At 66.2% G+C, this 25499-nt stretch carries 23 protein-coding genes; 16 read left to right on the top strand and 7 right to left on the bottom strand.

Annotated elements, in window-relative coordinates; genetic code table 11:
- Positions 1-816: 816 nt before the first annotated feature.
- Together ACQE3L_RS08150 and ACQE3L_RS08145 are read right to left on the bottom strand one after the other, a co-directional pair.
- On the bottom strand, positions 817-1014 hold the full coding sequence (locus ACQE3L_RS08150; protein WP_426963324.1) for a hypothetical protein: 198 nt from the start codon (positions 1012-1014) through the stop codon (positions 817-819).
- Between the two features lie 102 nt (positions 1015-1116).
- Positions 1117-1302 carry a hypothetical protein gene (locus ACQE3L_RS08145; RefSeq protein ID WP_426963323.1) on the bottom strand — a complete coding sequence of 62 codons (186 nt, stop codon included), beginning with the start codon at positions 1300-1302 and terminating at the stop codon, positions 1117-1119.
- A 345-nt stretch (positions 1303-1647) separates the two neighbouring features.
- Here ACQE3L_RS08145 and fdhF point away from each other — a divergent pair, with 345 nt between their 5' ends.
- The 6 genes from fdhF (at position 1648) to ACQE3L_RS08115 (ending at position 9414) form a co-directional block, all read left to right on the top strand.
- Positions 1648-3786 carry a formate dehydrogenase subunit alpha gene (fdhF, locus tag ACQE3L_RS08140; RefSeq protein WP_426963322.1) on the top strand — a complete coding sequence of 713 codons (2139 nt, stop codon included), beginning with the start codon at positions 1648-1650 and terminating at the stop codon, positions 3784-3786.
- Between the two features lie 266 nt (positions 3787-4052).
- Entirely contained in the window at positions 4053-5312 is a 1260-nt protein-coding gene (locus tag ACQE3L_RS08135; RefSeq protein WP_426963320.1) for a hypothetical protein, read from the top strand.
- Between the two features lies 1 nt (position 5313).
- Positions 5314-6135, top strand: a complete 822-nt coding sequence (locus ACQE3L_RS08130) for an ABC transporter permease (protein WP_426963319.1) — start codon at positions 5314-5316, stop codon at positions 6133-6135.
- Between the two features lie 2 nt (positions 6136-6137).
- Positions 6138-6929 (top strand): ABC transporter ATP-binding protein, encoded by a 792-nt coding sequence (locus ACQE3L_RS08125; protein WP_426963318.1) that lies wholly within the window; start codon positions 6138-6140, stop codon positions 6927-6929.
- 1 nt (position 6930) lies between these two features.
- On the top strand, positions 6931-7788 hold the full coding sequence (locus tag ACQE3L_RS08120) for an ABC transporter permease (protein WP_426963317.1): 858 nt from the start codon (positions 6931-6933) through the stop codon (positions 7786-7788).
- 63 nt (positions 7789-7851) lie between these two features.
- Positions 7852-9414 carry a TCP-1/cpn60 chaperonin family protein gene (locus ACQE3L_RS08115; RefSeq protein ID WP_426963316.1) on the top strand — a complete coding sequence of 521 codons (1563 nt, stop codon included), beginning with the start codon at positions 7852-7854 and terminating at the stop codon, positions 9412-9414.
- 6 nt (positions 9415-9420) lie between these two features.
- Here the strand turns inward: ACQE3L_RS08115 and ACQE3L_RS08110 are convergent, their stop codons facing one another.
- Together ACQE3L_RS08110 and ACQE3L_RS08105 are read right to left on the bottom strand one after the other, a co-directional pair.
- A complete protein-coding gene (locus tag ACQE3L_RS08110; RefSeq protein ID WP_426963315.1) occupies positions 9421-10098 on the bottom strand; it encodes a class II aldolase/adducin family protein in 678 nt (225 codons plus the stop codon).
- 2 nt (positions 10099-10100) lie between these two features.
- Entirely contained in the window at positions 10101-10874 is a 774-nt protein-coding gene (locus ACQE3L_RS08105) for a fumarylacetoacetate hydrolase family protein (RefSeq protein WP_426963314.1), read from the bottom strand.
- A gap of 920 nt (positions 10875-11794) precedes the next feature.
- On the opposite strand from ACQE3L_RS08105, the gene dgoD reads away from it, so the two are divergent.
- The 9 genes from dgoD (at position 11795) to ACQE3L_RS08060 (ending at position 21766) form a co-directional block, all read left to right on the top strand.
- Positions 11795-12946 carry a galactonate dehydratase gene (gene dgoD / locus ACQE3L_RS08100; RefSeq protein ID WP_426963313.1) on the top strand — a complete coding sequence of 384 codons (1152 nt, stop codon included), beginning with the start codon at positions 11795-11797 and terminating at the stop codon, positions 12944-12946.
- Between the two features lie 38 nt (positions 12947-12984).
- Complete coding sequence (locus ACQE3L_RS08095) at positions 12985-13722, top strand: IclR family transcriptional regulator (protein ID WP_426963312.1); 738 nt, start codon at positions 12985-12987, stop codon at positions 13720-13722.
- Between the two features lie 691 nt (positions 13723-14413).
- Positions 14414-15733 carry an ABC transporter substrate-binding protein gene (locus ACQE3L_RS08090; protein ID WP_426963311.1) on the top strand — a complete coding sequence of 440 codons (1320 nt, stop codon included), beginning with the start codon at positions 14414-14416 and terminating at the stop codon, positions 15731-15733.
- 21 nt (positions 15734-15754) lie between these two features.
- Positions 15755-16648 carry a branched-chain amino acid ABC transporter permease gene (locus ACQE3L_RS08085; RefSeq protein ID WP_426963310.1) on the top strand — a complete coding sequence of 298 codons (894 nt, stop codon included), beginning with the start codon at positions 15755-15757 and terminating at the stop codon, positions 16646-16648.
- Positions 16645-17781, top strand: a complete 1137-nt coding sequence (locus ACQE3L_RS08080; RefSeq protein ID WP_426963309.1) for a branched-chain amino acid ABC transporter permease — start codon at positions 16645-16647, stop codon at positions 17779-17781. Before ACQE3L_RS08085 ends, ACQE3L_RS08080 begins: the two co-directional genes overlap by 4 nt.
- A complete protein-coding gene (locus ACQE3L_RS08075) occupies positions 17778-18605 on the top strand; it encodes an ABC transporter ATP-binding protein (protein WP_426963308.1) in 828 nt (275 codons plus the stop codon). Before ACQE3L_RS08080 ends, ACQE3L_RS08075 begins: the two co-directional genes overlap by 4 nt.
- Complete coding sequence (locus ACQE3L_RS08070) at positions 18602-19315, top strand: ABC transporter ATP-binding protein (RefSeq protein WP_426963307.1); 714 nt, start codon at positions 18602-18604, stop codon at positions 19313-19315. The genes ACQE3L_RS08075 and ACQE3L_RS08070 overlap by 4 nt, the downstream gene beginning before the upstream one ends.
- Positions 19308-20957, top strand: a complete 1650-nt coding sequence (locus ACQE3L_RS08065) for a long-chain fatty acid--CoA ligase (protein WP_426963306.1) — start codon at positions 19308-19310, stop codon at positions 20955-20957. The genes ACQE3L_RS08070 and ACQE3L_RS08065 overlap by 8 nt, the downstream gene beginning before the upstream one ends.
- The gene (locus ACQE3L_RS08060) at positions 20954-21766 is read left to right on the top strand and encodes an SDR family NAD(P)-dependent oxidoreductase (protein ID WP_426963305.1); all 813 of its coding nucleotides are present in this window, start codon (positions 20954-20956) and stop codon (positions 21764-21766) included. Before ACQE3L_RS08065 ends, ACQE3L_RS08060 begins: the two co-directional genes overlap by 4 nt.
- A 24-nt stretch (positions 21767-21790) precedes the next feature.
- Here the strand turns inward: ACQE3L_RS08060 and ACQE3L_RS08055 are convergent, their stop codons facing one another.
- Entirely contained in the window at positions 21791-22858 is a 1068-nt protein-coding gene (locus ACQE3L_RS08055) for a phosphotransferase family protein (RefSeq protein ID WP_426963304.1), read from the bottom strand.
- Between the two features lie 199 nt (positions 22859-23057).
- Here ACQE3L_RS08055 and ACQE3L_RS08050 point away from each other — a divergent pair, with 199 nt between their 5' ends.
- Positions 23058-24278, top strand: a complete 1221-nt coding sequence (locus tag ACQE3L_RS08050; RefSeq protein ID WP_426963303.1) for an acyl-CoA dehydrogenase family protein — start codon at positions 23058-23060, stop codon at positions 24276-24278.
- A 63-nt stretch (positions 24279-24341) separates the two neighbouring features.
- Here the strand turns inward: ACQE3L_RS08050 and ACQE3L_RS08045 are convergent, their stop codons facing one another.
- Positions 24342-24872 carry a winged helix-turn-helix domain-containing protein gene (locus ACQE3L_RS08045; protein ID WP_426963302.1) on the bottom strand — a complete coding sequence of 177 codons (531 nt, stop codon included), beginning with the start codon at positions 24870-24872 and terminating at the stop codon, positions 24342-24344.
- Between the two features lie 65 nt (positions 24873-24937).
- Positions 24938-25498 carry a class I SAM-dependent methyltransferase gene (locus ACQE3L_RS08040; RefSeq protein ID WP_426963301.1) on the bottom strand — a complete coding sequence of 187 codons (561 nt, stop codon included), beginning with the start codon at positions 25496-25498 and terminating at the stop codon, positions 24938-24940.
- Position 25499 lies beyond the last annotated feature (1 nt).

Genomic DNA, 25499 nt, shown 5'->3' with positions numbered 1-25499 from the left:
CAACGCGCGACGACGCCAGCCGTTCGAGGGAGAGACACCGTTCCGACCAATTGCACGGATTCGAGACACCATTGAATTTCGATATGTATCTGAGATAGAGAGGTCATTGAGAAAAAAGGAAGTCAAAGGGATACAGATACCACTGTGAAATAGACACTATATATCGGAAGATCCGCCATATATGGCTATTCTCCGAGAGAAGAGGCCAGAATTATCCAGAAATTCCCGTATCTATTCAGGAATTGTGTTATACTAAGTTCCGGATGAGTGAATGATCTGTTTTAGTCCGGATTATTCGTCTAACAGTTTTTATAGGGCCGAGAAAGATGTTATAGCCAGGGATAACCCGTCGAGACTTCGATCTCGAGCGGAACCTCAGTCTCGAACACGGACCGCATCCGAATCGCGTCCAGTTATATAATCTATATGGAAGTACGATAAAGCAGTAATGGAAAGTATACTATATTCAGAAGTCAGATCACGGAAATGCGTCGGAGCGGTTCCCTCGAACTACCGTCCGCAGGGCGTGTCTGCTGCAGCTGAACGAACGATGGTCGAACCGTCGGAGAACCGAGCGGGGCTACTCGGGGAGAGAAAGAAAGAATCCGAGACCGGAGAACGGTTCGAGGAGCCGGATGCTCGCGTCGCGATCGGCCACGGGGACCGAATCTCGGGGCACCTGGTGGAAGCCGGGGCCGGCAACGAGCAGGCGCCGGCTAGTCGCGTCGCTGCTCGGAGGGTCTGCCGTCGACCGCCGCGACTCATCACGACGCCGGCAGCAGCGACCTCCGACCCAGTCGAAAGACTCCCGGCGAGTCAGGCGATCTCTTTTTGTGGGGCCGTGCTGTTCCGTTCCCGGACGGCGCCGAGGAACTCGAAGAGGCGGGGGGTCAGAAGGATGTAGCCGAACAGGAGGATGTTCCCCGTGTTTGCGGTGTACATCGATACTGCCGCCGCGTACAGCAGGGCGCCGAATACGGCGATGATTATGGTGTGTGTTAATATCTCTCTCATCGAGCAGACAACCGAACTCGGAGTACATAAATTTTTCTCAGGAGGGGGACGGACGACCGCGAACCGGACGATCCACGAGCGAGTACGACCGAACTGTGGCCGCTACGGAGCGGAGCGCGACTCGGTGATCAGGTACGCGAGGAGCGGCGAGAGGCCGAACAGCCCGAATCCGACCAGCAGCGCGCTGGGGTCGAACGGGAGGACGCCGCTCCCGAGAATCCCCAGGAACAGCGCGTCGATGACGAGCATCGTCACGATGAACGAACTCGAGGGGAACCGCTCGCTCATAGTTCCCCGATGGCCGACCCGTCGGCGCGGTGCGCACCGAACGTGGGCGGATGGATGGTCGCATCGGACTCTCTCGTCTGTCGGTCGGGGGTCCGTGGTAGGTGTGGCATGGGGAGTCGTGGTCCTCCGTGGGTGAGCGAGTGGCGTAAAATCTTCGGTGAAATGCGTCCCGGAACCGGAGCGGTACGCCGCGTGGGGGCAGATACACCGCTCGGAGGTAGACACGCCGCTCGGAGGCAGTTCGGCGGTCGGGCGTGTCGACCGATGACCGGTCCCGCGGTCGGTGACTTTATCAGCGGTCCCGAATATTGAGTCATGTGAACGTACGTCTCACAAGTGATGACAATGTCCAGTAAGGAGGACGATCCGGTCAAGACGATCTGTCCGTACTGTGGGGTCGGCTGCGGGATTCAGGTCAATCCCGACGACGACCCGGGAGACATGCGCTTCCTCCCGTGGGGGGACGCCCCGGTGAACGAGGGTCGCATCTGCATCAAGGGCGGTGCGGCGACCGAGGTCGTCGACCACGAGGACCGCCTGACGGATCCGCTGGTCAAGGAGGACGGGGAGTTCCGCGAGGCGACCTGGGAGGAGGCCTACGCCCGCGTCGTCGAGGAGATGGAGCGCATCCGGGAGGAACACGACCCGGACGCGATGGGGTTCTTCGGCTCCTCGAAGACGATGAACGAGGAGAACTACCTCCTGCAGAAGCTCGCGCGCCGGTACGGCACGAACAACGTCGACAACTGCACCCGGATGTGCCACGCCTCCACCGTGTGGGCGCTGCGAACCAGCCTCGGCGCGGGCGCGATGACCAACAGCATGGCCGACCTGGAGGAGTCCGCGGACCTGCTCTGGATCCAGGGCGCGAATCCCGGGGAGCAGCACCCGATCGCCAACAGCCAGTACTTCCGACAGGCGGTCCTGGAGGGCGCGACCGTGATCCAGGTCGACCCCCACGCCAACAAGACGACCGAGTCGTTCGACATCGAGGGCACCGAGCGGCACATGCACCTCCAGCTGGAGCCGGGGACGGACATTCCCCTACTCAACATCGTCCTGAAGACGATCCTCGAGCGCCACGAGGAGAACCCGGACGAGGGCTGGATCGACGAGGCGTTCGTGGCCGAGCGGACCGAGGGGTTCGAGGACCTCCGCGAGACGCTGGCGGACTTCGACAAGGCGGCCGCGGCCGAGGAGTGCGGGGTCCCCCTCGAGGACATCGAGCTCGCGGCCGAGAAGTACGCGATGGCGAACGACGCCGCCATCTTCACGGGGATGGGGATGAGCCAGCACACCTGCGGCGTCGACAACGTCCAGAACGAGATCAACCTCGCGTTGGTGACCGGGAACCTCGGCAAGCCCGGAACGGGCGTGAACCCTCTCCGTGGACAGAACAACGTCCAGGGAACCTGTGACGTGGGCGCGATGCCGAACGTCCTCCCGGGCTACCAGTTGGTCGACGACGACGAGGCGCGCGAGTCGGTCGAGGACGTCTGGGGGTTCACGATCCCCGATGAGCCCGGACTCACGAACGTCGAGATCTCCCACGAGGCCGGCGACTCGGTCCACGGGCTGTACGTGATGGGCGAGAACCCGATCATGAGCGAGCCCGACGGGAACCGCGTCGAGGAGCGCCTCCAGGAGCTGGAGTTCCTCGTCGTGCAGGACATCTTCATGACGGAGACGGCGAAGTACGCCGACGTGGTGCTCCCGGCGACGACGTGGGCGGAGCGGGGCGGCACCGTCACGAACACCGACCGTCGCGTCCAGCGGATGCGGCCGGTCCAGAAGGTGCACGAGAACACGGAACACGACCTCGAGATCCTGATGGAGGTCGGCAGTCGGCTGTTCGGCGAGGAGGGCTTCCGGTTCGACGGCCCGGAGGCCGTCTTCGAGGAGCTCCGGCAGGTGTGTCCGAGCTACCACGGCATGACCTACGACCGGCTCGGCGAGACGGGGATCCAGTGGCCCTGTTACGAGCCGGGCGACGAAGGGGACCGGTACCTCTACGAGGACGCCTTCGAGACGGAGAACGGGCTCGGAAAGATCGAGGGCGTCCGCCACCAGCCGCCGGTGGAGACGCCCGACGAGGAGTACCCGCTTATCCTCACGACCGCGCGCCTCGAGGAACACTACAACACGGGGACGATGAGCAGGCGGTCCCCGACGCTGTCGCGCCAGCACCCGGAGAACTTCGTCGACGTCCACCCGAACGACGCCGCCCACTACGGCATCGAGGACGGCGACGAGGTGACGCTGCGGTCCCGGCGCGGATCCATCGACGTCCGCGCCAACGTGACCGAGGCGATCAAGGAGGGCGTCGTGTGGACCACGCCGCATTTCGCGGCCGCCTCCGCGAACCGCTTGACGAACGACGTGCTCGACGAGCGCGCGAAGATCCCGGAGTACAAGGCGGCTGCGGCCGAGATAGCCGTGAACGTCGACGCCGATTCCGGCGGCGCCGAACCGGCCGACGACTAGCGGCCCGGCACCATTTTTCCGTCGAAGACGCCGCCCGAGAGAGCCGGTGGACCCGAACGCATCGGCCCACCGGGCGCGCGGAGACCGCCACGTTGGCGAGACAGGCTCGGCCGGTCATTATCGGTTATATTCACTGGTTCTACCAGCGGCTCTCCCGAACGTGAACGGAGTTATGCAATCCAGTAATTACCTGAGATAGTATTTCCCGTGCACTATCCCGAATTATGCTTAACCTTTATATAATCTTAGGCTATCTACCCAGTCGCATGGCAACCAGTGACAGCCCTAGCGGAGACGGTGGGACGTCGGACAGTAATGTCAGAAATAATAAAGAAGTGGCGGACGACTCGTGGAAGCGCCGGAAAGTGATGAAGGCCGGCGCGGCAGCGAGCACGGGACTGCTCACGGCCGCGGCGGGATGTACGAGCAGTCCGGACGGAGACGGCGGTGGCGGCGGTGACGGCGGAGGAAACGGCGGTGACTCGAACGGTGGTCAGGAGTCGCAGACGACGGTACGACTCCTCCTCGCCCCGACCGGGTTCCAGGGGATCATCATGGACTATCTCGCCGAGGACACGGAGATCCTCGCGGACCACTACAGCGAGGAGAACCTGAACGTCGAGGTCTCCCGGAGCTGGGAGGGCGCGGCGATCTTCACCTCAGGTGGCGCCGACTTCGAGACGTTCGGCTCCCTGGAGGCGGCGAAGCTGGCGGGCGAGCGGGACATCCCGCTCGCGGTCAACGCCAACCTCGCGCCTCAGATCATGCAGGTGGTCGGGGCACGCGGCGGCGACTACGACCCGGAGACCTCGGGCAGCCCGCAGGCGTCGATGGACCTGCTCAACGAACAGCAGGACGTGTTCGCGCTCGGCGGCTGGGGTGGCGGCACCGGCATCATGATGCCGATGATCATCCAGGAGGCGTTCGGCTACAACTTCACTGACGACGAGTCGAGCGACTTCGACAGCATCACCACGGCCGAGTACTCGGCGGTCCCGCAGCTCGTCGAGGGCGGGGACGCGGCGATGGGGACGACGTCCCCGATCCACGGGGCCGCGCCGACGATGGCACCCGCGGAGTACAACGACGAGGACCCGACGATCACGAGCATCTTCGGCTGCGGGAGCATCATGGCCGATCTCGACGGGTTCAACGCGCCGCAGCTGAACTCGTGGACCTGCTCGCAGGACTACGCGTCTCAGTACCCCGGCTCCCCGCGAGCGATCGTCCAGTCCTTCTCCGAGGGGCTCGACTGGCTGTACGAGGACCCGATCGGCCGCATCGAGGAGGACGAAGAGCACCTCAATCAGCTCGGACTGGAGAACATGGACCAGGCGCAGTACGTCCTCGATTGGGGGCTCAACCTGGACCTGGACAACGACCTACCGGTCATCTACGAGGACATCGAGCTGACGGAATCGTTCATCGAGGAGGACAAGAACTTCCTCCGCTCGGCCCAGGACGTCGGTTTCCTCACGCAGGGCTGGGAGGAGAACCTCGAGTACCGCCAGGTCGCGACCGAATAACATGAGTACGTCTCAGCCGCGCCGACTGGCCAACGCGCTTCCGGACTCGCTGTTCACCAACCGGTCCGTGGTGTTCGTCGAGTCGATCGTCGCGTTGGTCCTCGTCTGGTCGGTCGTTTATCGGGTCCTGCCGCCGATTCAGGAGTCCTTCGTCTCGCCGACCGAGGTCGTCATCGCGACGCGGGACCTCCTCGTGAGCATGGTGTGGGTCGAGCACTTCCTCGCGAGTCTGACACACGTCGCCTACGGATTCGGGATCGCGCTCTTCGCCGGTACCGCACTGGGGATCCTCGTCGGATGGTGGGACTTCTGGGAGAAGGCGTTCCAGGACTACCTCACCATCGGCATCGCGGTCCCCTCGCTTTTCGTCGCGATCTTCTCGGCGATGTGGTTCGGGCTCGGGGCGACGACGCCCGCGGCCGCCGCAGCGATCGTCGCGACGCCGTACCTGGCGACGAACGTGTACGGCGGCATCAACAACATCGACAACGACCTGCTGAAGATGGCCAACGCGTTCGACGTCTCCCGGCTTCGGGTCATCCGTCGCGTGATCATCCAGTCGGTCCTGCCCGACTGGTTCGCCGGGCTCCGGTACGCGCTCGCGTTGAGCTGGAAGATCGCGAGTCTGGCGGAGTACATCGCCGCCGAGCAGGGGATCGGCTTCATGATCCGCTTCGAGATGCGGGTCCTGGACCTCGCGGGCGTCATGTCCTGGGTCGTCTTCTTCACCGTGTTCCTGCTGTTCCTGGAATACGGCGTGTTAGCGCAGATCGAAAAACGCGTCTTCGCCTGGCGGCAGAACGACTCCGTCGGGTGGTCCTAACAATGAGTTCAGAATCATCACCAGCGCCGACCGACGAATCGCTCACCACGAACAACGCCGGCTCCATTCACATAGAGAACCTCGCCAAGGAGTTCGACACGGCTGAGGGCCACGAACAGGTGTTCGAGGACATCAACGTCGACATCGAGCCCGAGAGCTTCGTTTGCCTCCTCGGGAAGTCCGGCAGCGGGAAGTCCACGATGCTGAACATCGTGAGCGGGATCCTGGAACCGACCGAGGGTCGAGTACGGTTCGAGACCGCGGACGGCAGCGGTGACGTCACCCTCGGCCACGTGTTCCAGTCCCCGCGGCTGATGCCGTGGGACTCGAACCTGCAGAACATCGAGTTCGTGAACGAGGACAACCCCGACTACACGGAGGAAGTCGGGAAACAGCACCTGGACTTGGTCGGGCTCTCCGACCACTACCACAAGTACCCGGGACAGCTGTCGGGCGGCCAGCGTCAGCGCGTCGGGATCGCGCGGGCGCTGAGTATCGACCCCGAAGTCCTGCTGATGGACGAGCCGTTCAGCAACCTCGACGAGATCACGGCCGAGGAGCTGCGAAAGGAGCTCATCAGCCTCTGGTCGGAGCTGAACAAGACGGTGTTCTTCGTCACCCACGACATGACGGAGGCGATCCAGCTGGCCGACCGCCTGCTGATGCTCGGCGACGGGGAGATCTACGGGGACCTGGAGGTCCCGCTCGACCGCCCCCGCCGGATCGACTCCGACGAGTTCCTCAAGTTCCGGCAGAAGGCCATCGACACGTTCCACTCCATCGACGAGGATTAGTATGTCAATCCGCACACAGCTATCCAGATACAACGTCCAACTGCTGAACGGGGACGTGAAGTCGCTGCTCTCCGACTCGTTCGCCCGGGTGATCGGGATCGGAGTCGGCTTCGTCCTCTGGTCGCTACTCGCGGCCCAGTTCCCGCGCGAGCTGCTGCCGACCCCGATAGAGACCGTCGGTCTCGCGTGGGGACTCGTCGCGGACGGGACGGCCTGGATCCACATCTCGACGACGTTCCAGTCGCTGTTCTGGGCGTTCCTGTTCGCGATGATCCTCGGCGGAACGCTGGGCATCCTGATGGGGCTCAACAGTTACAGTCAGAACTTCTTCACGCCCTACGTCAACATCGGGCTGTCCATTCCCGGTCTGGCGTGGGCGGCCGTGGCGTTTCTCGTCTTCTCGTACGGGTCGATCGCCCTGGGGACGCTCCGGTTCGCTCCCGTCGCCGCGGCGACGCTGACCGTGTTCCCGTACGTCGCGATCAACATCTGGAAGGGCGTCGAGAACATCGACCACGACCTGCTTCGGATGGCGAACGCGTTCTCCATCTCACGGCGGCGAGTCCTCTGGCGGGTCGTCCTGCCGAACATCGCCCCCCAGATCTTCTCGGCGGTTCGGTTCGGCCTCGCGATCGGCTGGAAGGTCACCATCATCGCGGAGCTGTTCGCCGGGTCGGCCGGCGTCGGGTACAAACTGGAACACGCCTACCAGGTGTACCAGTACGAGGAGGCGTGGGCATGGGCCGCCGTCTTCCTGTTCATCATCATCCTCATCGAATACGGCGTCTTCAAACCGATCGAACGGCGCGCGTTCGACTGGCGGAGCGACGTCGAATTGAGCGATATCGGCGGCACGTAGTCGCCGAGCGGCACCGATTTTCCCCGAGGCTATTTACGAGCGAGCGACCTAGCGAGACCATTCATGTCACGGACGTCAACAGGCAAGTCGATCGAATCGATCCTCAGCGAGGACGTCGAGGTAGAGTGGGACGACCGCGCCCGAAGCCAGGCGACGCAAAGCACCCGATCGGTCGGGGAGATAGTGGCGACGACGATGGGACCGTTCGGCCGGGACAAGCTCGTCGTCAACAACGGTGGGAACGTCCACGTCACGAACGACGCAGTGACCGTTCTCCGGAACCTCCACCTCACCGATCCCGTCAGTCGGACGGTCCGGGAGGTGGCGAACAGCCAGATCTTCAACGCCGGGGACGGGACGACGACCGCGCTCGTCCTCGCGAGCGAGCTCATGTCGCACGCGCTCGACCTCTGTGAGGAGGGGCTCCACCCGACGAGCGTGATCCAGGGCTATCGGCTGGCGGCCGACGCCGCACGCGGTCGGCTGACGGAAATCGCGACGACGTACGACCTCACCGACCGCGAGGTCGCCCGCGATGTCGCACGGACGACGCTGGCCGGGTCGAACGCGACGTACGAGCGCGAACACCTGGCGGAACTCGCGGTGCGGGCCGTCGAACGGGTGACGGACGGCTACGACGTCAACCTCGACGCCATCCGCCTTCGAACGGCGGGGGGCCGGGACATGGCGGAGTCACGCCTCGTGTCCGGCGCCATGCTCGAGGCGACGCCGGAGCGACGGACCGGCGATCACACGACCGGCGAGGCGGAGATCCTCGTCGTGGACGGATCGATCACGCGCGAGGAGACGGACGTCGCCGCCGTCGTCGACGGCGCGACGTACGACCCCTCGGAGTTCGCCGCGGAGGACCGAGAGTGGGTCACATGGGCGACCGAGCGGATCCGGGAGAGCGGGGCGACCGTCCTGCTCTGTTCGGGAACGGTGGACGACGCGGTTCGAGGGCGGTTGCGGCGACACGGGGTCACCTGCGTGACGAACGTGAGCGAGCCCGACATCCGCTTCCTGCGGCGGACGTTCGAGACGCGGATCCCGACGACTCTCGACGGGATCGGAGACGGAGACACCGTGTCGGGGTCGGTCGCGTACGACTGGGACGAGGGACGGACGACGGTGACCACGCCGGACGCGCGGGCCGTCACGGTCCTGCTGTTCAGCCAGAGCGACGCCCACCGCGAGGAGTTGGAGAGCACGATGTCGGACGCGGTCGAGGTCGTCGCGCAGGTGGCGTACGACGGCCGGGTCGTGCCCGGCGGCGGAGCGGCCGAGATCGAGATGGCCCGAGCCGTCGAGGCGGCGGCTCGGCGGCGGGGGGACAAAGCCCAACTCGCGGCGTACGCCTTCGCGGACGCGCTGGAAACGATCCCGAGAGTCCTCGTGCGGAACGCGGGTCTCGACCCGATCGACCGACTCAACGATCAGCGGGCCGCGCACGCGGACGGACGGCTGAACGCCGGGATCGACCTGGAGAACGGGGCCGTGATCGACGCCACGGAACACGGCGTTCGGGACACGCTGACCGTGAAACGCCACGCGATCTCGACGAGCGTCGACGCCGCCTGTATGTTGGTTCGGATCGACGGGATCGTCGAGGCGGCACAGCAGTAGGCCGCCTTACAGCTTCGTGAAGTAGTAGTCCAGCGTCTTGACGATCTGCCCTTCGCTCGTCATGTTGTTGACGTTCTCCTCGACCAGCGATTCGGGGAGGTACCAGGGCTCGCCGACGACCGCCTGTTTGTAGAGCAGTTCGGCGTTATACTCCATCTTGAGGCTCTTCACGACAACCTCGGGGACGCTGTCGCCGACGACGACGACGCCGTGCCCGCGGAGCACGACCGCTTCGTGGTCGCCCAGCGCGTCGGCGAGGTCCTGTCCCTCGTCCTCGGTGGTCACCAGCATGCCGCCCTCGGTGTGGTAATCCTCGAACACCGGGAAGGGCTCCTTCTGGATGACCCCGTTCGGATGGACCGGCTTGTGGGGAATGCCGACGCTGGACAACAGCGTCGTGTACGGCGCGTGGTGGTGACAGACGGCCTCGACGTCGGGGCGGTTGCGGAACGTCTGCGTGTGGATCGGCGTCTCGCCGGGCGCGCTGTCGGGGTAGTCGGTCCCCGAGAGGTCCACCTCGATGTAGTCGCGGATCGTCGTCGTCGCGGGACTCGCGAACGCGTTGATGAGGACGTCGTCCGGGTCCTCCTGGCGTGCGCTGAGGTGGCCGTGTTCGTCGAACAGTCCGGCCTTGTCGAGGAGCCGGCAGCCCAGCACCAACTGCTGTTTATCGGTTACCGACATGGTTAGAGGTTCGGCATGAAGTCGTGCTCGACGGTCCCGGCGAACTCGCCCGCGGCGACGTCGTGCGAGAGCGTTCCGACCCCCTCGATCTCGATGGCGACCTCGTCCCCGTCGGAGAGCGGGCCGACGCCCGCCGGCGTCCCCGTCGCGATGACGTCGCCCGGTTCGAGGGTCATCAGCGTCGTGATCTCCTCGATGAGTTCGGGCACGGAGAAGATCAGGTTCTCGATCGTCGAGTCCTGCCGGGTTTCGCCGTTGACGCGGAGGGAGATCGACGCGTCGTCCGGGACCTCGTCCGGCGTCGCCAGTACCGGGCCCATCGGTGCGGCGTTGTCGAACGCCTTGCCGCGCACCCAGTTCTGCTCCTGTCGCTGGTCGTCGCGGTTCGAGATGTCGTTCACGCACGTGTACCCCGCGATGACCTCCTCGGCCTGGTCTGCAGGCACGTTCCGGCACTGAGATCCGATGACGACCCCGAGCTCGGCCTCGAAGTCGATCCGCTCTTTGTCCTCCGGGAGCTGCACGGTCGATCCCGGCGAAGCGAGCGTGTTCGGGGTCTTGATGAACAGGAGAGGGCGGTCGGGGATTTCGGAGTCGGTCTCCTCGGCATGGTCGGAGTAGTTCAGCCCGACGCAGACTATCTTCGAGGGGTCGACCGGCGGCAGCAGTTCGACCTCGTCCAGGTCGTACGTCCGGTTGCCGAACGCCACCTCACCGTCGGTCAGCGTTCCAGTTCGTTCGGTTCCCGCGGGATCTCTAAAGGTTACTCTTCGCATTACAGCCCTCTAGATACGGTGATTGGGCATAAAACCTTGGTTGAGTTCCGCATTCCACCCCGTCGCCCGCTGGCGGCTGTTCGTTTAGGAGATCTAAATCCGGCAGACCGAAGACGGTTTCGCGGCCCGTTCGAGTCGTCCGCGCGAGAAGCATCGCGGAGTCGAGGCCGTTCCGGCCGCGGCCGCCTTTGATCGTATGTGAACGCTCCACACCCAACCCGATGGGTTTAGTCCTGCTAAATTTCGGGAGAGAATAGCCGACAGCAGACGGGCGCGGGCGAGAAGTAGAATTACAGTAGTACATGTGTAATGGAATGTCGGGAGAGAGACCGACGTCCGAACGAAGTCGACCGGTCAGACGCCGACGGAACGAACGTCATATAAATATTCGAGAAGTAGTTGGTTCGATATGATATTCAGGAGACAAACTCGGTCTATGAGGGAATACGATAAATAACTGTCTGTATCGCGGGTGACACCGGTAATAATGCCAATTCTAAAAAAATAACGTGGAGAATTATCCAGTACCAGTGTTTTAGTACATAGCAGATAGAGTATGAGAATAGAGAGCAATCAGAATACGAACATAACTATCCGCCTGACGCGAGCGGGCCGGGTTCCCGGACCTGACCGAACCGGGGACGGCCGCGTCGGCGGCGACGGGCGAACGCGTGCGACCGCGGCCGTGAGCCCCTCCGCGCTCGCGGCAGGGGTCGATACGGCGGGCGAGGCGAAGCGTTCGGGAGTAGGATGCGGATCGACCGTGATGGATTTAGCTCTGCAAAACTCATACCCGGACCGGGACGGACGTGACGGTCGCGACGCGGACGGCTCGTGTGGTCCGAGAGCCGCGCGAATCCGGAGGCGGCGACGCTGGCGGCGGGACCAATCTTGAAGACGGGGCGGTGAGAGACCAGAGTATGGAAGTCGTCGACTACGAACTGTTCGCGATCCCCCCGCGGTGGGTCTTTCTCAAACTCGAAACGGATACCGGGGTGATCGGCTGGGGTGAACCGGCCCTGGAGGGGCGCTCGACCACCCTCTGTAGCGCCCTCTCGGAGCTGGTCGAGGATTACGTCATCGGCTCGGATCCCCGACGCATCGCGGACCTCTGGTACCGCATGTACATGGGTGACCACTACAACAACGGCCCGGTCCTGATGAGCGCGATCGCGGGCATCGACCAGGCGCTGTGGGACCTGAAGGGACGCGCTCTCGGGAAGCCGGTGTACGAGCTGTTGGGCGGACCGGTCCGCGACAAGGTACAGGTGTACCAGTGGCTCAGCGGCGACCACCCGGACGACCTCGCGGACGTCGCGGTCGCGGCGGTCGAGGACGGATACACGACGCTGGGACTGATGGCTCACACGCGGCCCGCGCGGGTGCGGACGCGCGAGATCGTTTTGAACGTCCAGAAGCGGGTCGACGCCGTGATGGACGCCGTCGGCGAGAGCGTCGACCTCGCGGTCGACTTCCGGGGCCGGGTCACCACCGGGGTCGCGCGGCAGTTGCTGTCGATGCTCGAGGAGTACAACCTGATGTTCGTCGAGGAGCCGGTCCATCCCTCGTACAACGAGAACCTGCCCGAGTTGAGCGCGGCGACGAACATCCCGTTCGCGACCGGCCAGCGGATGTACTCGCGGTGGGACTTCCGGGAGGTGTTCCAGAGCCAGTCGGTGGACATCGTGCAGCCGGCGATATCGCACGCGGGGGGGATCACCGAGGTCGTCAACATCGGCAAGATGGCGGAGGCGTACAACATCATGCTGATGCCGAAGTGCTCCGTCGGGCCGGTGTCCTTTGCCGCCTCGATGCACGTCCAGTTCGCGGTGCCGAACTCGATCCTGCAGGAACAGCACGACGAGTTCTACGCCGAGCAGGACAACGAGTTCTTCAACTACCTCGCCGACGAGAGCCCGTTCACGCGGTCCGACGGCTACATGTTCATGGACGACGAGCCCGGGCTCGGCATCGAGATGAACGAGTCGTACATCCGCGAGCAGGCGGGGAAGAAGACCTCCTGGAAGGGCCCGACGTGGAACTACGAAGACGGAAGCGTCGCGAACTGGTGAGCGATGGCCTTTTGCGCACCGGAGTGTTACGTCCTCCCATGACAACCGCGGAGGCAGCGAACCCGGTCCGGACGACGCAGACATCGGTCGAGATCCTCCGATGTGTGGCCGACAGCGGCGGTGCCACGCTCATGGAGCTGAACGACCGCGTGTCGGTCTCGAAGGGGGCGCTGTACAACCACCTCTCGACGCTGGTCGAGTTGGAACTCCTCGAACGGGTCGACGGGACCTATCGGGTGGACGCGGGCGTACTGGCTCTGGGCGAGCAGGCGCGGATGGCGATCCCGGGCTTCCCGGCCATCCGTGGCACCCTTCGGAATCTGGCGCTGACCTCCGGCGAGTTCGCGACTTTCGTCAAGACGCGGGACGGAACGCCGATCGTCACGGAGACCGCGGCCGGAGAACTGGTCGAGCGCCACTGGCTGTCCGTGGGCCAGGAGCTGCCACTCGCGACGACGGCCGCGGGGAAGGTCGTGCTCGCGACGCTCCCCGAGGAGCGTGCGGCGGCCCTCGTGCGCGAGGGGACCAGCCACGAGACCGAATCGCTACTCGAGGAGATCCGGACCGTTCGCGTCCAAGGGCTGGCGTTCAGCCGCGGCGAGTTCCAGGAGGACCAGTACAGCGTGGCGGCGCCGATCGACAGTAGCGACGGGCCGACGTACGTCGTGTCGCTCACCGGTCCCAAGGACCGACTCGACGGCAAGTCCCTCCAGCAAGACATCGCCGGCCTCGTGGTGAGCGCGTCGAACGAGATCCAGCGGCACATTCTCTCGTAGGGTCCCCGAGAGCGACCGAATCCGAAGCGACTGCGTCCAGAGCGACTGCGTCCAGGGCGACTGTGGCCAAGGCGACTGCGGCCGAGGTGGCGTTCGGGCAGAGGACGAGACCGAGTCCGCGGGCGTTCACGGTGCCCTCGCACAACCCACCAATTTGGTTGAATAGTAGCTGATCCGATAACTATCGAGAATTATCGCTATCGGACGACCGATAGGAACGACGGAGCAGAACCGATCGGCGAAGTCGATCCGACTCGTGCCGAATCCGCGAGATCGCAAGCGGGCAGCGACTCGGCGGGAAGACGCTCGGGACGAACCGACGAGGGGACGCACCCGACAGTTCCCCCGACCATCCGACGACGGTACCCACCAGCACACCGTCGCCTGTGCCGAGACAGCGGCCGGATCGTAACCGGGAGAGAGCATCCGGATCGTAACCGGGAGAGAGCATCCCGACCGCGACCGGGGCGTACTCGATCCTCGCGATCCTCGTCGAGAGAAACACCAACTGAGCGTAGAGTGAAGTGTTTTTTAGAGGACTATTCAGAGGATTGCCGATGGATCTGACAGATTCGTGTGATCGGATCGGACGGGGATCGATCGACCGCCGGGTCACGTTGGATGGCAACGCGACGTGTGGTAGCTACCCGCATATTTATATAGGACCGACACACAGGGATAATCGTTAACAATGGTAACTGCAGGTTCGGATGTCGGAAACAAGCGTAACCGGACAGGGGATGTCGAGAGGGATTCGGAAAACCGATCGTCGGTCGGTCGGCGACGGTTCCTGCAGGCCGCTGGCGCCGGCGCGAGCGTCGCGCTGGCCGGCTGTACGGGCGGCGGCGACGACGTGGTGCGGCTGGGTGCGACGTACATCCTCTCGGGGTTCGCCTCGCTGTACGGCGAGGCCGCCGAGCGGGGTATCGAAATGGCCCAGTCGGAGATCAACGACAACGGCGGCATCGACGGGCAGGACGTAGAGATCATCGTCCGCGACAGCGAGGCGAGCGCCGACACGGCGATCCAGCAGATACGGAGCCTCGTCGAGGAGGACGACGTCGACGGGCTGTTCGGGCTCGACTCCAGCGGGGTCGCCCAGGCCGTGGCGCCACAGGTGGCACAGCTCCAGATGCCGTTCATGATCACGCACGCGGCGACGCCGTTCGTCACCTCGCCGGAGGGCGAACACGAGGACTCCGTGGGCAACGATTACGTGTTCCGCGACTCCAACAGCCTCGCGCAGGACATCTACGGCGCCGCGCGGACCGCCGGGGAGCTCGACGCCACGGAGTGGGCGACGATCGGCCCTGACTACGCATTCGGCTACGAGACGTGGGACTACTTCCAGGACTTCTGTGCGGGCCTCGGGGTCGAGGCCGAGTTCACCGCCGAGCAGTTCCCGGCGCTGGCGACGAGCGACTACACGCCCTACATCAGTTCCATCCTCGACGCCGAGCCGGACGCGGTGATCACGCCGCTGTGGGGAGCCGACCTCACCACGTTCATCGGCCAGGCCGAGGAGGCGGGCTGGTTCGACCAGATCGACCACACGCTGTTCAGCGTCGGAATGGGGACGGACCTCGCGAGCGACGGGAACCCGCTCCCGGAGGGCGAGTACGCCTCGACCCGGTACGACCCGTTCGTCCCCGACACCGAGGCGAACAACACGTTCCGTGACGCCTACTACGAGGAGCACGACACGCTCCCGACGTACAACGCCGAGGGAGCGTACCGCGCCGTCTACCTGTACAAGGAGGCGATCGAGTCGGCCGGCAGCACCGAAGCCGACGCCCTCGTCGACGAGTTCACCGGGATGGAGCACTCCGGCCCGGTCGGTGACTACCAGTTCAGCGAGACGAACCAGGCCACGGTCGCGTCGATCTGGGGGACCGTCTCGTACGACGACGAGTGGGAGAGCAACGTCCTCGATCCCGTGAACAGGTACGAGGCCGGCCCCGACGAGCTCTCCGAGGCGCTCGGCGACTCCGACCTGCCGACGGGCATCTAACCCGCCCCCGACGTGTTTTCCATGAGCCTATCATCCCTCGTTCCACTGATCGGCATCTCCGACGTCGTCATCGGGCTGAGCCTCGGCAGTCGGCTCTTCCTGATCGCCGTCGGACTGAGCCTCATCTTCGGCGTGCTCGGCGTCCTCAACTTCGCGCACGGCGGCTTCTACATGCTCGGGGCGTACGTCACGCTCGCGGTCGTGACGAACGTCATCGACAACTTCTGGCTGGCCGCCGTCGTCGGCGCGCTCGCGGTGGGCGTCGTCGGCGCCACCATCGAGTTCGCGGTGATCCGGCCGCTGTACGACCGGGTCGACGCCGACCTCGACCAGCTCATCGTCACGTTCGGCTTCGTGCTCATCATCCACGAGACGGTCCGCTTCATCTGGGGGTCGGGGTCGTACTCGGTCGAGCCGCCCGCGCTGTTCGACTTCTCCGTCTCGCTCGGCGGGAGCTCCTTCGGCGCGTACCGGCTGGTCGTCATCGGCCTCGCGGTGGCGGTGTTGGTCGGCCTCTGGCTGTTCATCACGCGGACGTACTTCGGCTCGCTGGTGCGGGGCACCTCCTCGGACCGCGAGATGGCGTCGATGCTCGGCGTCGACGTGCCGCGCCTGTACACGGGGGTCTTCTTCCTCGGGAGCGTGCTCGCCGGGCTCGGCGGCGCGCTGTCCTCGCCGCTGCAGTCGACCAGCCCCGCGCTCGGCGACCAGGTGATCATCGACGCGTTCATCGTCGTCGTCATCGGCGGGCTCGGCTCCATGGGCGGCGCGTTCGTCGGCGCGATGCTCATCGGCATGATGCAGAGTCTCGGCCCGCAGTTCATCAGCGCCGGCAGCATCGCGATCCCGTTCCTCGCGATGGTGATCGTGTTGCTGTTCCGGCCTGAGGGGCTCTTCGGGGGGCTCGGCGAATGAGCTCGACGACCGACACCGGCGACCGGGTTCGCGAGTTCGGCTCCGCGGTCGCGGACGGCTGGACCCGCGAACGGTTCGGCCTCCTCGGCGCGATCGGCCTGATCTTGATGGCGTTCGGGCCGTCCTTCCAGGTCTACCTGTTCACCGACTTCCTCGTCGTCGCGCTGTTCGCGCTCGGGTTCAACCTGCTGTACGGCTACACCGGCCTGCTGTCGTTCGGTCACGGGCTGTTCTACGCGGGCGGCGCGTACGGGCTCGCGATCGTGTTGCGGGACCTGACGCCCGTGTTCGCGGACGTGGTCGGGTCCGGGATCGCGCCGCTCGTCACGTTCGTCGTCGGCGGCGTCGTCGGTCTGGCGCTCGTCGTCGTCGTGGCGGTGCCCGTCGGGTGGCTCAGCGTGCGCTTGGAGGAGATCTACTTCGCGCTGATCACCCTCGCGTTCGGGATGATCGGCTACTCGCTCATCATCCAGGACCCGGCGGGGCTGACGAACGGGACCGACGGGATCATCGTCCTGCTCGGGAGCGTCGACCTGGGCGGGTCGAGCTTCCGGATCGGCGCACGGCGGACGTACTACGCGCTCACCGTGGCCGTCGTGGCCGCGGCGACGTACGGGACATGGCGCGTCGTCAACTCCCCGTTCGGCACCGTCTGCAAGGCGATCCGCGAGAGCCCCGACCGCGCGGCCGCGCTCGGGATCGACGTCAGACACCACCGCTGGATGACGTTCATCATCTCGGCGGCGATCGTCGGGATCGCCGGCGTGTTGCGCGCGGGACTCGCGAGCGTCGCCTCGCCGGGACTGACCCACTGGTCGACGAGCGCGATCGCCGTGATCGCGACCGTGATCGGCGGCGCGACGTATTTCTCCGGGCCGATCGTGGGCGCGTTCATCTTCCTGTACATCCGCTGGGCGATCAGCCGCTTCCCCACGCTGGAAGCGTACTGGGAGCTGTTCTTCGGCGCGCTGCTCATCGGCGTCGTGCTGTACTTCAAGCAGGGGGCCGTCGGCGGCCTCCTGCTGGCGCGGGACCGGCTGCTCGGGGACGACGCGGACGGCGGAACCGGGGAGGAGCCGACCGACGACTCAGGGAGCGACGACGCGCGGACCGACCGGGGTGACGACTCGTGACGACAGTTCTCAAAACCGAAGACCTCCGCAAGCAGTTCGGCGAACTGACCGCTGTCGACGGCGTCTCGATCGAGATCGACGACAGCGAGATCACCAGCATCATCGGGCCGAACGGGGCCGGCAAGACCACGTTCTACAACCTGCTGACCGGCGTGCTACAGCCGACCGCCGGCTCGATCTGGTTACGGAGCGGCGACGCCGCCGTCGTCGGCGACGGCGATGCTGCCGGCGGCGATGGCCGCGCCGGAGGCGACGGTGGGCTCCGCGACATTACCGACTCGGAGCCGCACGAGGTCGCCCAGGCCGGCCTCTCGCGGTCTTACCAGATAACGAATATCTTCGAGGGGCTGACGGTGCGCGAGAACGTCCGCGTCGCGCGGATCAGCCACGAGAAGACGCGGCTGGACTTCCGGTCGCGGGCGACCGGCGACGAAAAGCTCGAGGCCGACATCGAGGAGCTGCTGGAGCTGACCGGGCTCACCGACATCGCGGACACGACGTGTGACACGCTGAGCCACGGCGAAAAGCGGACGGTCGAGATCGCGCTCGCGCTGGCCATCGAGCCCAACGTGTTCCTGATGGACGAGCCGACCGCGGGGATGAACCCGACGGAGGTCACCGAGATCGTCTCGCTGATCCGCGAACTCGACGCGGACCTGGACGCGACGTTCGTGGTGACCGAACACAACATGGACGTCGTCACCGACATCTCCGACCGGATCGTCGTGCTCGCCGAGGGGGCGATCCTCGCCGACGGGACGCCGGAGGACGTCCTGACCGACGACCGCGTGACCGAGGCGTACCTGGGGAGTGATAGCGTATGACGATACTCGACGTCGACGACATCGACACGTACTACGGGAACAGCCACGTCCTCCACGGGATCTCCCTCTCGATCGACGAGGGGGAGGTCGTGGCCCTGCTCGGACGAAACGGGGCGGGCAAGACGACGACGATGCGCTCCATCGTCGGCGCGTCGCCGCCGCGGACCGGGTCGATCACCTACCGCGGCGAGGAGATCTCGGGGCTCTCGCCCGACGAGATCAACGCGCTCGGGATCTCGCTCGTGCCGGAGGACCGGCGAGTGTTCCCCACCCTGACCGTTCAGGAGAACCTCCGGCTCGCCCACAACCTCGCGAGCGACCCGCGGCCGGTCGAGGAGATGTACGAGCTGTTCCCCGCGCTCGATCCGCTCCGGAACAACGACGGACAGAACCTCAGCGGCGGCGAACAGCAGATGGTGTCGGTCGCCCGCGCGCTCGTACAGTCGCCCGACGTGCTGCTGCTCGACGAGCCAACCGAGGGGCTCGCGCCGGTCATCGTGGACGACCTCCGGGAGATCGTCCAGACCGTCGTCGACCAGGACGTCACGGTGTTGCTGACCGAACAGAACGTGGACTTCGCGTTCGATCTGGCGGAACGGGGCTACATCATGGACACCGGACAGATCGTCTTCGACGGCACCGTCGAGGAGATCCGCGAGCGCGAGGACCTCCTCGAAACGTACCTCTCCGTGGGGACCGCGGATGCCTGAGGAGCTCACGCTCCGCCCGTTCTTCTGGCGGGCGACCCGGCTGTTCCCCGACACGGAGGTCGTCTCGCGCACCCGCGACGGGGTCGACCGGTACACGTACGCCGACTTCGGCGACCGCGTCCGCCGGCTCGCGGCCGCGCTCGCGGGCCTGGGCGTCGAGCCCGGCGACCGCGTCGGGACCCTCGGGTGGAACACCCACCGGCACTTCGAGGCGTACTACGCGGTCCCCCTCTCGGGCGCGCAGCTGCACACGGTCAACCCCATCCTGCAGGACGACCACGTCGAGTACATCATCAACGACGCCGACGACGACGTGCTGATCGTCGACCGCGAGGTCGTCGCGACGCTCGACCGGCTGTGGGACCGGATCGACGGCGTCCGCGAGGTCGTCGTCATGGGCGATTCGGTGCCGGAGACGGAGTCCGACCTACCGCTGTCGGCGCTCGAGGCGCTGATCGCGGACGCCGACCCGATGACCTCGTGGCCGCCGCTCTCGGAGGACGACCCGGCCGGGATGTGCTACACCTCCGGGACCACGGGGAAGCCGAAGGGCGTCGAGTACACGCACAAGATGATCTACGCCCACGCGATGATGGTGATGACGCCCACGGCGCTCGACATCGCCGAGGACGACGTGGTGATGCCCGTCGTCCCCATGTTCCACGTCAACTCCTGGGAGTTCCCGTACGCCGTGACGATGGCGGGGGCGAAACAGGTGTATCCCGGTCCGTCTCCGGAGCCGGCGGACCTCGTGGAGCTGATCGAGTCCGAGGACGTGACGCTCACCGCGGGCGTCCCCACCGTCTGGATCGACGTGCTCGACCACCTCGACGAACACGGCGGCGACCTCTCCTCGCTGGAGCGCATCGTCGTCGGCGGGAGCGCGGCTCCCCGGGAAGTTATGCGTCGGTACGAGGACGAACACGACGTGACGATCGAACACGCGTGGGGCATGACCGAGACGATGAGCATCGGCTCGGTCTCCCGGCCGACTTCGGGGATGGACGACGACGACCGCGAGGCGAAACTCGACAAGCGCGCGAAGCAGGGGCTGCTCTCCCCCGGGCTGGAGATGCGGGTCGTCGACGACGACGGCGAGGCGGTCGCCTGGGACGGCGAGGCGTTCGGCGAGCTGCTCGTCCGCGGGCCCTCCGTCGTCGAGGAGTACTACAACCGCCCGGAGGCCAACCGGACGGACTTCGTCGACGCCGACGACGGGGGGGCGCGCTGGCTCCGGACCGGCGACATCGCCACCGTCGACGAGGACGGCTTCATCGAAGTCGTCGACCGCGTCAAGGACGTGATCAAGTCGGGCGGGGAGTGGATCTCCAGCATCGAGTTGGAGAACGCCCTGATGGCCCACGAGGACGTGAGCGAGGCGGTCGTGATCGCGGCGCCCCACGAGCGCTGGCAGGAACGCCCGCTGGCGTTCGTCGTCCCGAAGGCGGACCGCGAGCTCGACGTGGCGGCCGTCCGGACGTTCCTCGCCGACCAGTTCCCGCGGTGGTGGCTCCCGGACGACGTGCGGTTCCGCGAGGAGATCCCGAAGACCGCGACCGGCAAGTTCGACAAGAAGACGCTCCGTGAGGCCGTCGAGGATCCGGATCTCCCGTACGCGCCGGGCGAGGGGGGAGAAGAATGAGCGACGACGGTTCCTCGACGCCGGACAGCGCCGCCCTGACGCCCGAGGACGCCCTCCCGGATCTGTCGGGGAAGGTCGCCGTCGTCACCGGCGGCGGCCGCGGGATCGGGCGGGCGATCACGCTCGGGCTGGCCGCCGCGGGGGCGGCGGTCGTCCCCTCGGCGCGAACCGCGGCGGAGGTCGAGGCGGTCGCCGCCGAGGCACGCGAGCACGGCGTCGAGGCGCGGGCGATCACCGCGGACGTGACCGACGACGGCGATGTGGACGCCCTGATCGAGGAGACCGTCGAGGCGTTCGGCGCCGTGGACGTGCTCGTCAACAACGCGGGGTTCAACCCCGGCGACGCGCTCGGCGACCCGGCCGAAATCGAGAGTAACGCGGTCGACTCCGTCCTCGACGTGAACTTGCGCGGCGCGTTCCGCACCATTCGGGCCGCCGGGCCGCACCTAAAGGAGGCGAACGGCAGCGTCGTCAACGTCGCCAGCGTGGCCGGGGAGGTCGGCCTGCCGAAACAGCACCCGTACGTCGCCTCGAAGCACGGGCTCGTCGGGCTGACGAAGAGCACGGCGCTGGACTGGGCGCCGGAGGTGCGGGTGAACGCGGTCGCTCCGGGGTACGTCGCGACGGACCTCACGGAGACGCTGCAGGAGAACGAGCGCCTGCGACAGTCGATCATGGACCGGACGCCACAGAACCGCTTCGCGGACCCGATGGAGATCGCGGGTCCGGTCGTCTTCCTCGCGAGCGACGCGGCGAGCTTCGTCACCGGCGAGACGCTCGCCGCGGACGGCGGCTGGACGGCGCGGTAGGTCCCGTCGTCCGGGCGCTCGTCGCTACAGCCGCTCGGTCTCGCCCTCGACGTACGCCAGCGTCCGCGCCGCGAGCGTGGGCACCTGCGCCTCCATTTTGGGGTACAGCGGGTCGTCGCTGTCGTCGTTCAGGTGCCGCGCGAGGAACATCTCACCGAGCGCGGCCATCTTGTAGGCCGCGAGCGCCCGGTAGAACCGCTCGTGAGCGAACTCGCGGCCGGTCGTCGTCTCGTACCGGTCGATCAGCTCCGCGCGGGTCGGGTACCCCTCCCGTGCGGTGAACGTCGACATCAGGTCGGGCATCGCCGGGTCCGGATCGCCCTCGTCGTACCAGAAGAGGAGCAGCCATCCGAGGTCGGCCAGGGGGTCCCCGAGCGTCGACAGCTCCCAGTCGAAGACGGCGACGACCTCCGGCGGCGTGCCGGGGCCGTACATCACGTTGTCGAGCTTGAAGTCGCCGTGAACGAGCGTCTCGGGGTGCTCGTCGGGGACGTTGTCCGCGAGCCACTCGCCGACGGCGACCAGGTCGGGGACGTCTCGGACCGCGGTCGTCGTCTCGAACGCCCACTCGAGTTGGCCCGTCCACCGCTCGACCTGTCGGGCCGTGTACCCCGCGGGGCGACCGAACTCGCCGAGCCCGACCGCCTCGCGGTCGACCGCGTGGATCGCCGCCAGCGTGTCGACGAGCTCGGTCCCGATCCGCTCGCGTGCGGCCGGGTCCGCGAACCGCTCCGGCTCGGTCTCTCTGAGCACGTCGCCCTCGGTGCGCTCCATGAGGTAGAAGTCGCTGCCGAGGACCGAGTGGTCGTCGCAGGCGCGGAGCGTCCTCGGAACGGGAACGTCGGTGTCGCCGAGCGCGTCGACGACGCGGTGTTCGCGGAGCACGTCGTGGGCCGTGTCGGCCGTCTCGCCCGGCGGCGGCCGTCGGATCACCAGTTCGCGGTCCCCCCACGTGACGAACAGCGTCTCGTTCGAGTGCCCCTCGGCGTGCCGCTCGACGCTGAACGTGTCCGCCGGCCCGAACTCGGCCGCCAGATACGCCCGAAGTGCATCGTCGTCGACCAACCGATCGAGGAAGTCCGGATCGCTCACGCCCGGACCACCCCCGGGTGGTCGGTTCCGGATCGGTCCGGGACCGATCGACCTCCATCCGAACGGCTTTCACCGTCTAGGGGATGTTCGACTAACATTGTAAATTGATCCGCGATACAAGAGTGGTCATCGTCGGTATTTATAGCCTTTTGGGGCGTTCGTCCGGAACGACTATTTACATTGCTAAATAAGGTCGGGCATGGAGTACGACGACATCGGGCGGGGGCCGGAGGTCGCCGAGGCCGTCAGGGAGTTCGTCGACGAGACGGTGCTCCCGGTCGAACGCGAGTGGCTCGGTCGGGGACCGCTCCCGGCGCCGGAGATCGAGGCGCTGCGCGACGCCGCACGCGAGCGGGGGATCTACGCCCCCCAGGTCTCGGAGGAGTACGGCGGGCTCGGACTCGGCTTCCGCGAGATGCTGCCGGTGTTCGAGGAGGCGGGCCGCAGCCTGCTCGGACCGACCGCGCTCCGCTGTGCGGCGCCCGACGAGGGCAACATGCACACCTTCGAGATCGCGGGCACGGAGGCACAGAAGGAGCGCTGGCTCCGGCCGCTGGCGGCCGGCGAGATGAACTCGGGCTTCGCGATGACCGAGCCCATGCAGGGCGGCGGGTCTGACCCGAAGATGCTGGCGACGACCGCGGAGAAGGACGGCGACGAGTGGGTCATCGACGGCCACAAGTGGTGGACGACCGGCGGCGTCGACGCGGACGTGCTGTTGACGTTCGCCCGAACCGACCAAGAGGCGCATCCGTACGCCGGCTGCTCGGTCATTCTCGTCCCGACCGACGCCGACGGCGTCGAGATCGTCCGCAACATCCCGCACCTCGGCGAGGGACTGGTCGGGACGACCCACGCCGAGATCCGGTTCGACGACGTTCGCGTCCCGGTCGAGAACACGCTCGGCGAGGAGAACGAGGGGTTCACGCTCGTGCAACAGCGGCTCGGGCCGGCCCGGCTCACGCACTGCATGCGGTACGCCGGGATGGCCGACCGCGCGCTCGACATCGCGACCGCCTACCTCTCCGAGCGCGAGGGGTTCGGCGAACCGCTCTCCGAGAAGCAGGGGCCGCGGTTCCGGATCGCCGACCGCCGCACCGAACTCCACGCCGCACGGACGATGGTCCGACACGCGGCCGGGCGGATCGCCGACGGCCACGAGGCGCGCATCGAGGTGGCGATGGCGAAGACGTTCGCGGCGAACGTGACGCAGGAAGCGATCGACGACGCGCTCCAGTTCTGTGGCGGCAACGGGATCGCGTACGACCTCCCCATCGCACGCTTCCACGAGAACGTCCGCCAGTTCCGGCTCGTCGACGGCGCCGACGAGGTCCACCGACGGTCGATCGCCCGCGACGCGTTCGAGGACCCGCCGAGTGAGGAGCTGGAGGCGGTCACGCGGTTCGGCGAGTTCGACTGAGTCGGCGAGACCGGTCGTGAGGGCCGTCCCGAGGCCGGGTGAGCGGGCGGGCGACGGCGGCGGTCACTCGCCGTCGCCGTCCTCCTGAAACACCTCGAACAGCTCGGGGTCGGTCCCGAACTTGAGGACGTTCGTCACGACGGAGTTGCGGAGGTTGTTGATGAGTTCGCCGTGCTCCTTGTAGAACTCGTGGATCCACTTCGACTCCTGTTCGCGGTTCTCGAACATCATGATCGTCTTCCACTGGTAGTCGCCGTCGGAGAGGAAGTACATGAACGTGTGCCGGCTCGACCGGACGTGTTCGAGCGCCTCCCGCCAGTGCTCGTCGAACCCCTCGGGATTGAACTGGAACTCGAACAGCGAGAAGAAGAGGTGCTCCTCGTTGGGGACCAGCGCCTCGCGGAACACGCCGTCCTCGCGCATTCGGCGGATCGACTCGTTGACCGTGACGTGTGAGACGTCGATGTCGTGCTCCTCGGCGAGCAGGTCGCGGAGCCCCCGAGAGGTGAGCTGGGGGTCCCGCGCGAGCTCCTGGAGGATGATCGTGTCCCGCTCGGAGAGGTTCCAGTCGGAGCGCGGCTGTTTCTCGGGCATGCTTTCCTGAAGGTGGACACGTCACCGTAATCAGTATTTGGACCGGGTCCCGGCCGCCGGGCGGCTCACTCGGTGTGAGCGACCAGGAGGAACGTCTCCGGTCGTTCCGCCTCGAACCGGACGTCGAACCCGTGCTGGCGAAGCGCGCTCGCGGCCTCGGTGAGGGAGAATCGCTCATCGACGGGCGGACCGTGGGTGCCGCGGCCGGACGCCGCCCAATCGGCGACGACGAACGTCGCGCCCGGAGCGAGCACGCGAGCGATCTCGGTCAGCGCCGCGTCGTCCGCGAACTCGTGGTAGGTCATCGTCGAGAACGCGGCGTCGAGACTGCCCGTCTCGAACGGGAGGTCGGCGACGCCGCTCGTCACGAGGTCGACGTTCTCGGGGACGCCCTTCTCCCGGTAGTAGTCGTGCATCGCGTCCTGGACGTCGACCGCGGACACGTGGTCGACGGTCGGCGCGACGTCGTCGGTGTAGAACCCGGTCCCGCTTCCGAGGTCCGCGACCGTTTCGTCGCCGTCCGGCGAGAGCGCCCAGAGGAGTTCCTCCGCCGAGAGGAACCGGTACCGCTGCCGGGCGTCCTCGAGCTTGTCGGCGCGGTCGGCGTCGAACGTGTGGTACCCCATG

It is taken from the genome of Haloparvum alkalitolerans, from assembly GCF_050122995.1.
GTDB lineage: Archaea > Halobacteriota > Halobacteria > Halobacteriales > Haloferacaceae > Haloparvum > Haloparvum alkalitolerans.
This window is presented reverse-complemented; position numbering and strand designations above follow the sequence as displayed.

Coding starts and splice junctions, on each gene's coding strand:
- ACQE3L_RS08150 (WP_426963324.1), bottom strand. CDS start 1,014: ATGAGAGAGATATTAACACACACCATAATCATCGCCGTATTCGGCGCC.
- ACQE3L_RS08145 (WP_426963323.1), bottom strand. CDS start 1,302: ATGAGCGAGCGGTTCCCCTCGAGTTCGTTCATCGTGACGATGCTCGTC.
- fdhF (WP_426963322.1), top strand. CDS start 1,648: ATGTCCAGTAAGGAGGACGATCCGGTCAAGACGATCTGTCCGTACTGT.
- ACQE3L_RS08135 (WP_426963320.1), top strand. CDS start 4,053: ATGGCAACCAGTGACAGCCCTAGCGGAGACGGTGGGACGTCGGACAGT.
- ACQE3L_RS08130 (WP_426963319.1), top strand. CDS start 5,314: ATGAGTACGTCTCAGCCGCGCCGACTGGCCAACGCGCTTCCGGACTCG.
- ACQE3L_RS08125 (WP_426963318.1), top strand. CDS start 6,138: ATGAGTTCAGAATCATCACCAGCGCCGACCGACGAATCGCTCACCACG.
- ACQE3L_RS08120 (WP_426963317.1), top strand. CDS start 6,931: ATGTCAATCCGCACACAGCTATCCAGATACAACGTCCAACTGCTGAAC.
- ACQE3L_RS08115 (WP_426963316.1), top strand. CDS start 7,852: ATGTCACGGACGTCAACAGGCAAGTCGATCGAATCGATCCTCAGCGAG.
- ACQE3L_RS08110 (WP_426963315.1), bottom strand. CDS start 10,098: ATGTCGGTAACCGATAAACAGCAGTTGGTGCTGGGCTGCCGGCTCCTC.
- ACQE3L_RS08105 (WP_426963314.1), bottom strand. CDS start 10,874: ATGCGAAGAGTAACCTTTAGAGATCCCGCGGGAACCGAACGAACTGGA.
- dgoD (WP_426963313.1), top strand. CDS start 11,795: ATGGAAGTCGTCGACTACGAACTGTTCGCGATCCCCCCGCGGTGGGTC.
- ACQE3L_RS08095 (WP_426963312.1), top strand. CDS start 12,985: ATGACAACCGCGGAGGCAGCGAACCCGGTCCGGACGACGCAGACATCG.
- ACQE3L_RS08090 (WP_426963311.1), top strand. CDS start 14,414: ATGGTAACTGCAGGTTCGGATGTCGGAAACAAGCGTAACCGGACAGGG.
- ACQE3L_RS08085 (WP_426963310.1), top strand. CDS start 15,755: ATGAGCCTATCATCCCTCGTTCCACTGATCGGCATCTCCGACGTCGTC.
- ACQE3L_RS08080 (WP_426963309.1), top strand. CDS start 16,645: ATGAGCTCGACGACCGACACCGGCGACCGGGTTCGCGAGTTCGGCTCC.
- ACQE3L_RS08070 (WP_426963307.1), top strand. CDS start 18,602: ATGACGATACTCGACGTCGACGACATCGACACGTACTACGGGAACAGC.
- ACQE3L_RS08065 (WP_426963306.1), top strand. CDS start 19,308: ATGCCTGAGGAGCTCACGCTCCGCCCGTTCTTCTGGCGGGCGACCCGG.
- ACQE3L_RS08060 (WP_426963305.1), top strand. CDS start 20,954: ATGAGCGACGACGGTTCCTCGACGCCGGACAGCGCCGCCCTGACGCCC.
- ACQE3L_RS08050 (WP_426963303.1), top strand. CDS start 23,058: ATGGAGTACGACGACATCGGGCGGGGGCCGGAGGTCGCCGAGGCCGTC.
- ACQE3L_RS08045 (WP_426963302.1), bottom strand. CDS start 24,872: ATGCCCGAGAAACAGCCGCGCTCCGACTGGAACCTCTCCGAGCGGGAC.
- ACQE3L_RS08040 (WP_426963301.1), bottom strand. CDS start 25,498: ATGGGGTACCACACGTTCGACGCCGACCGCGCCGACAAGCTCGAGGAC.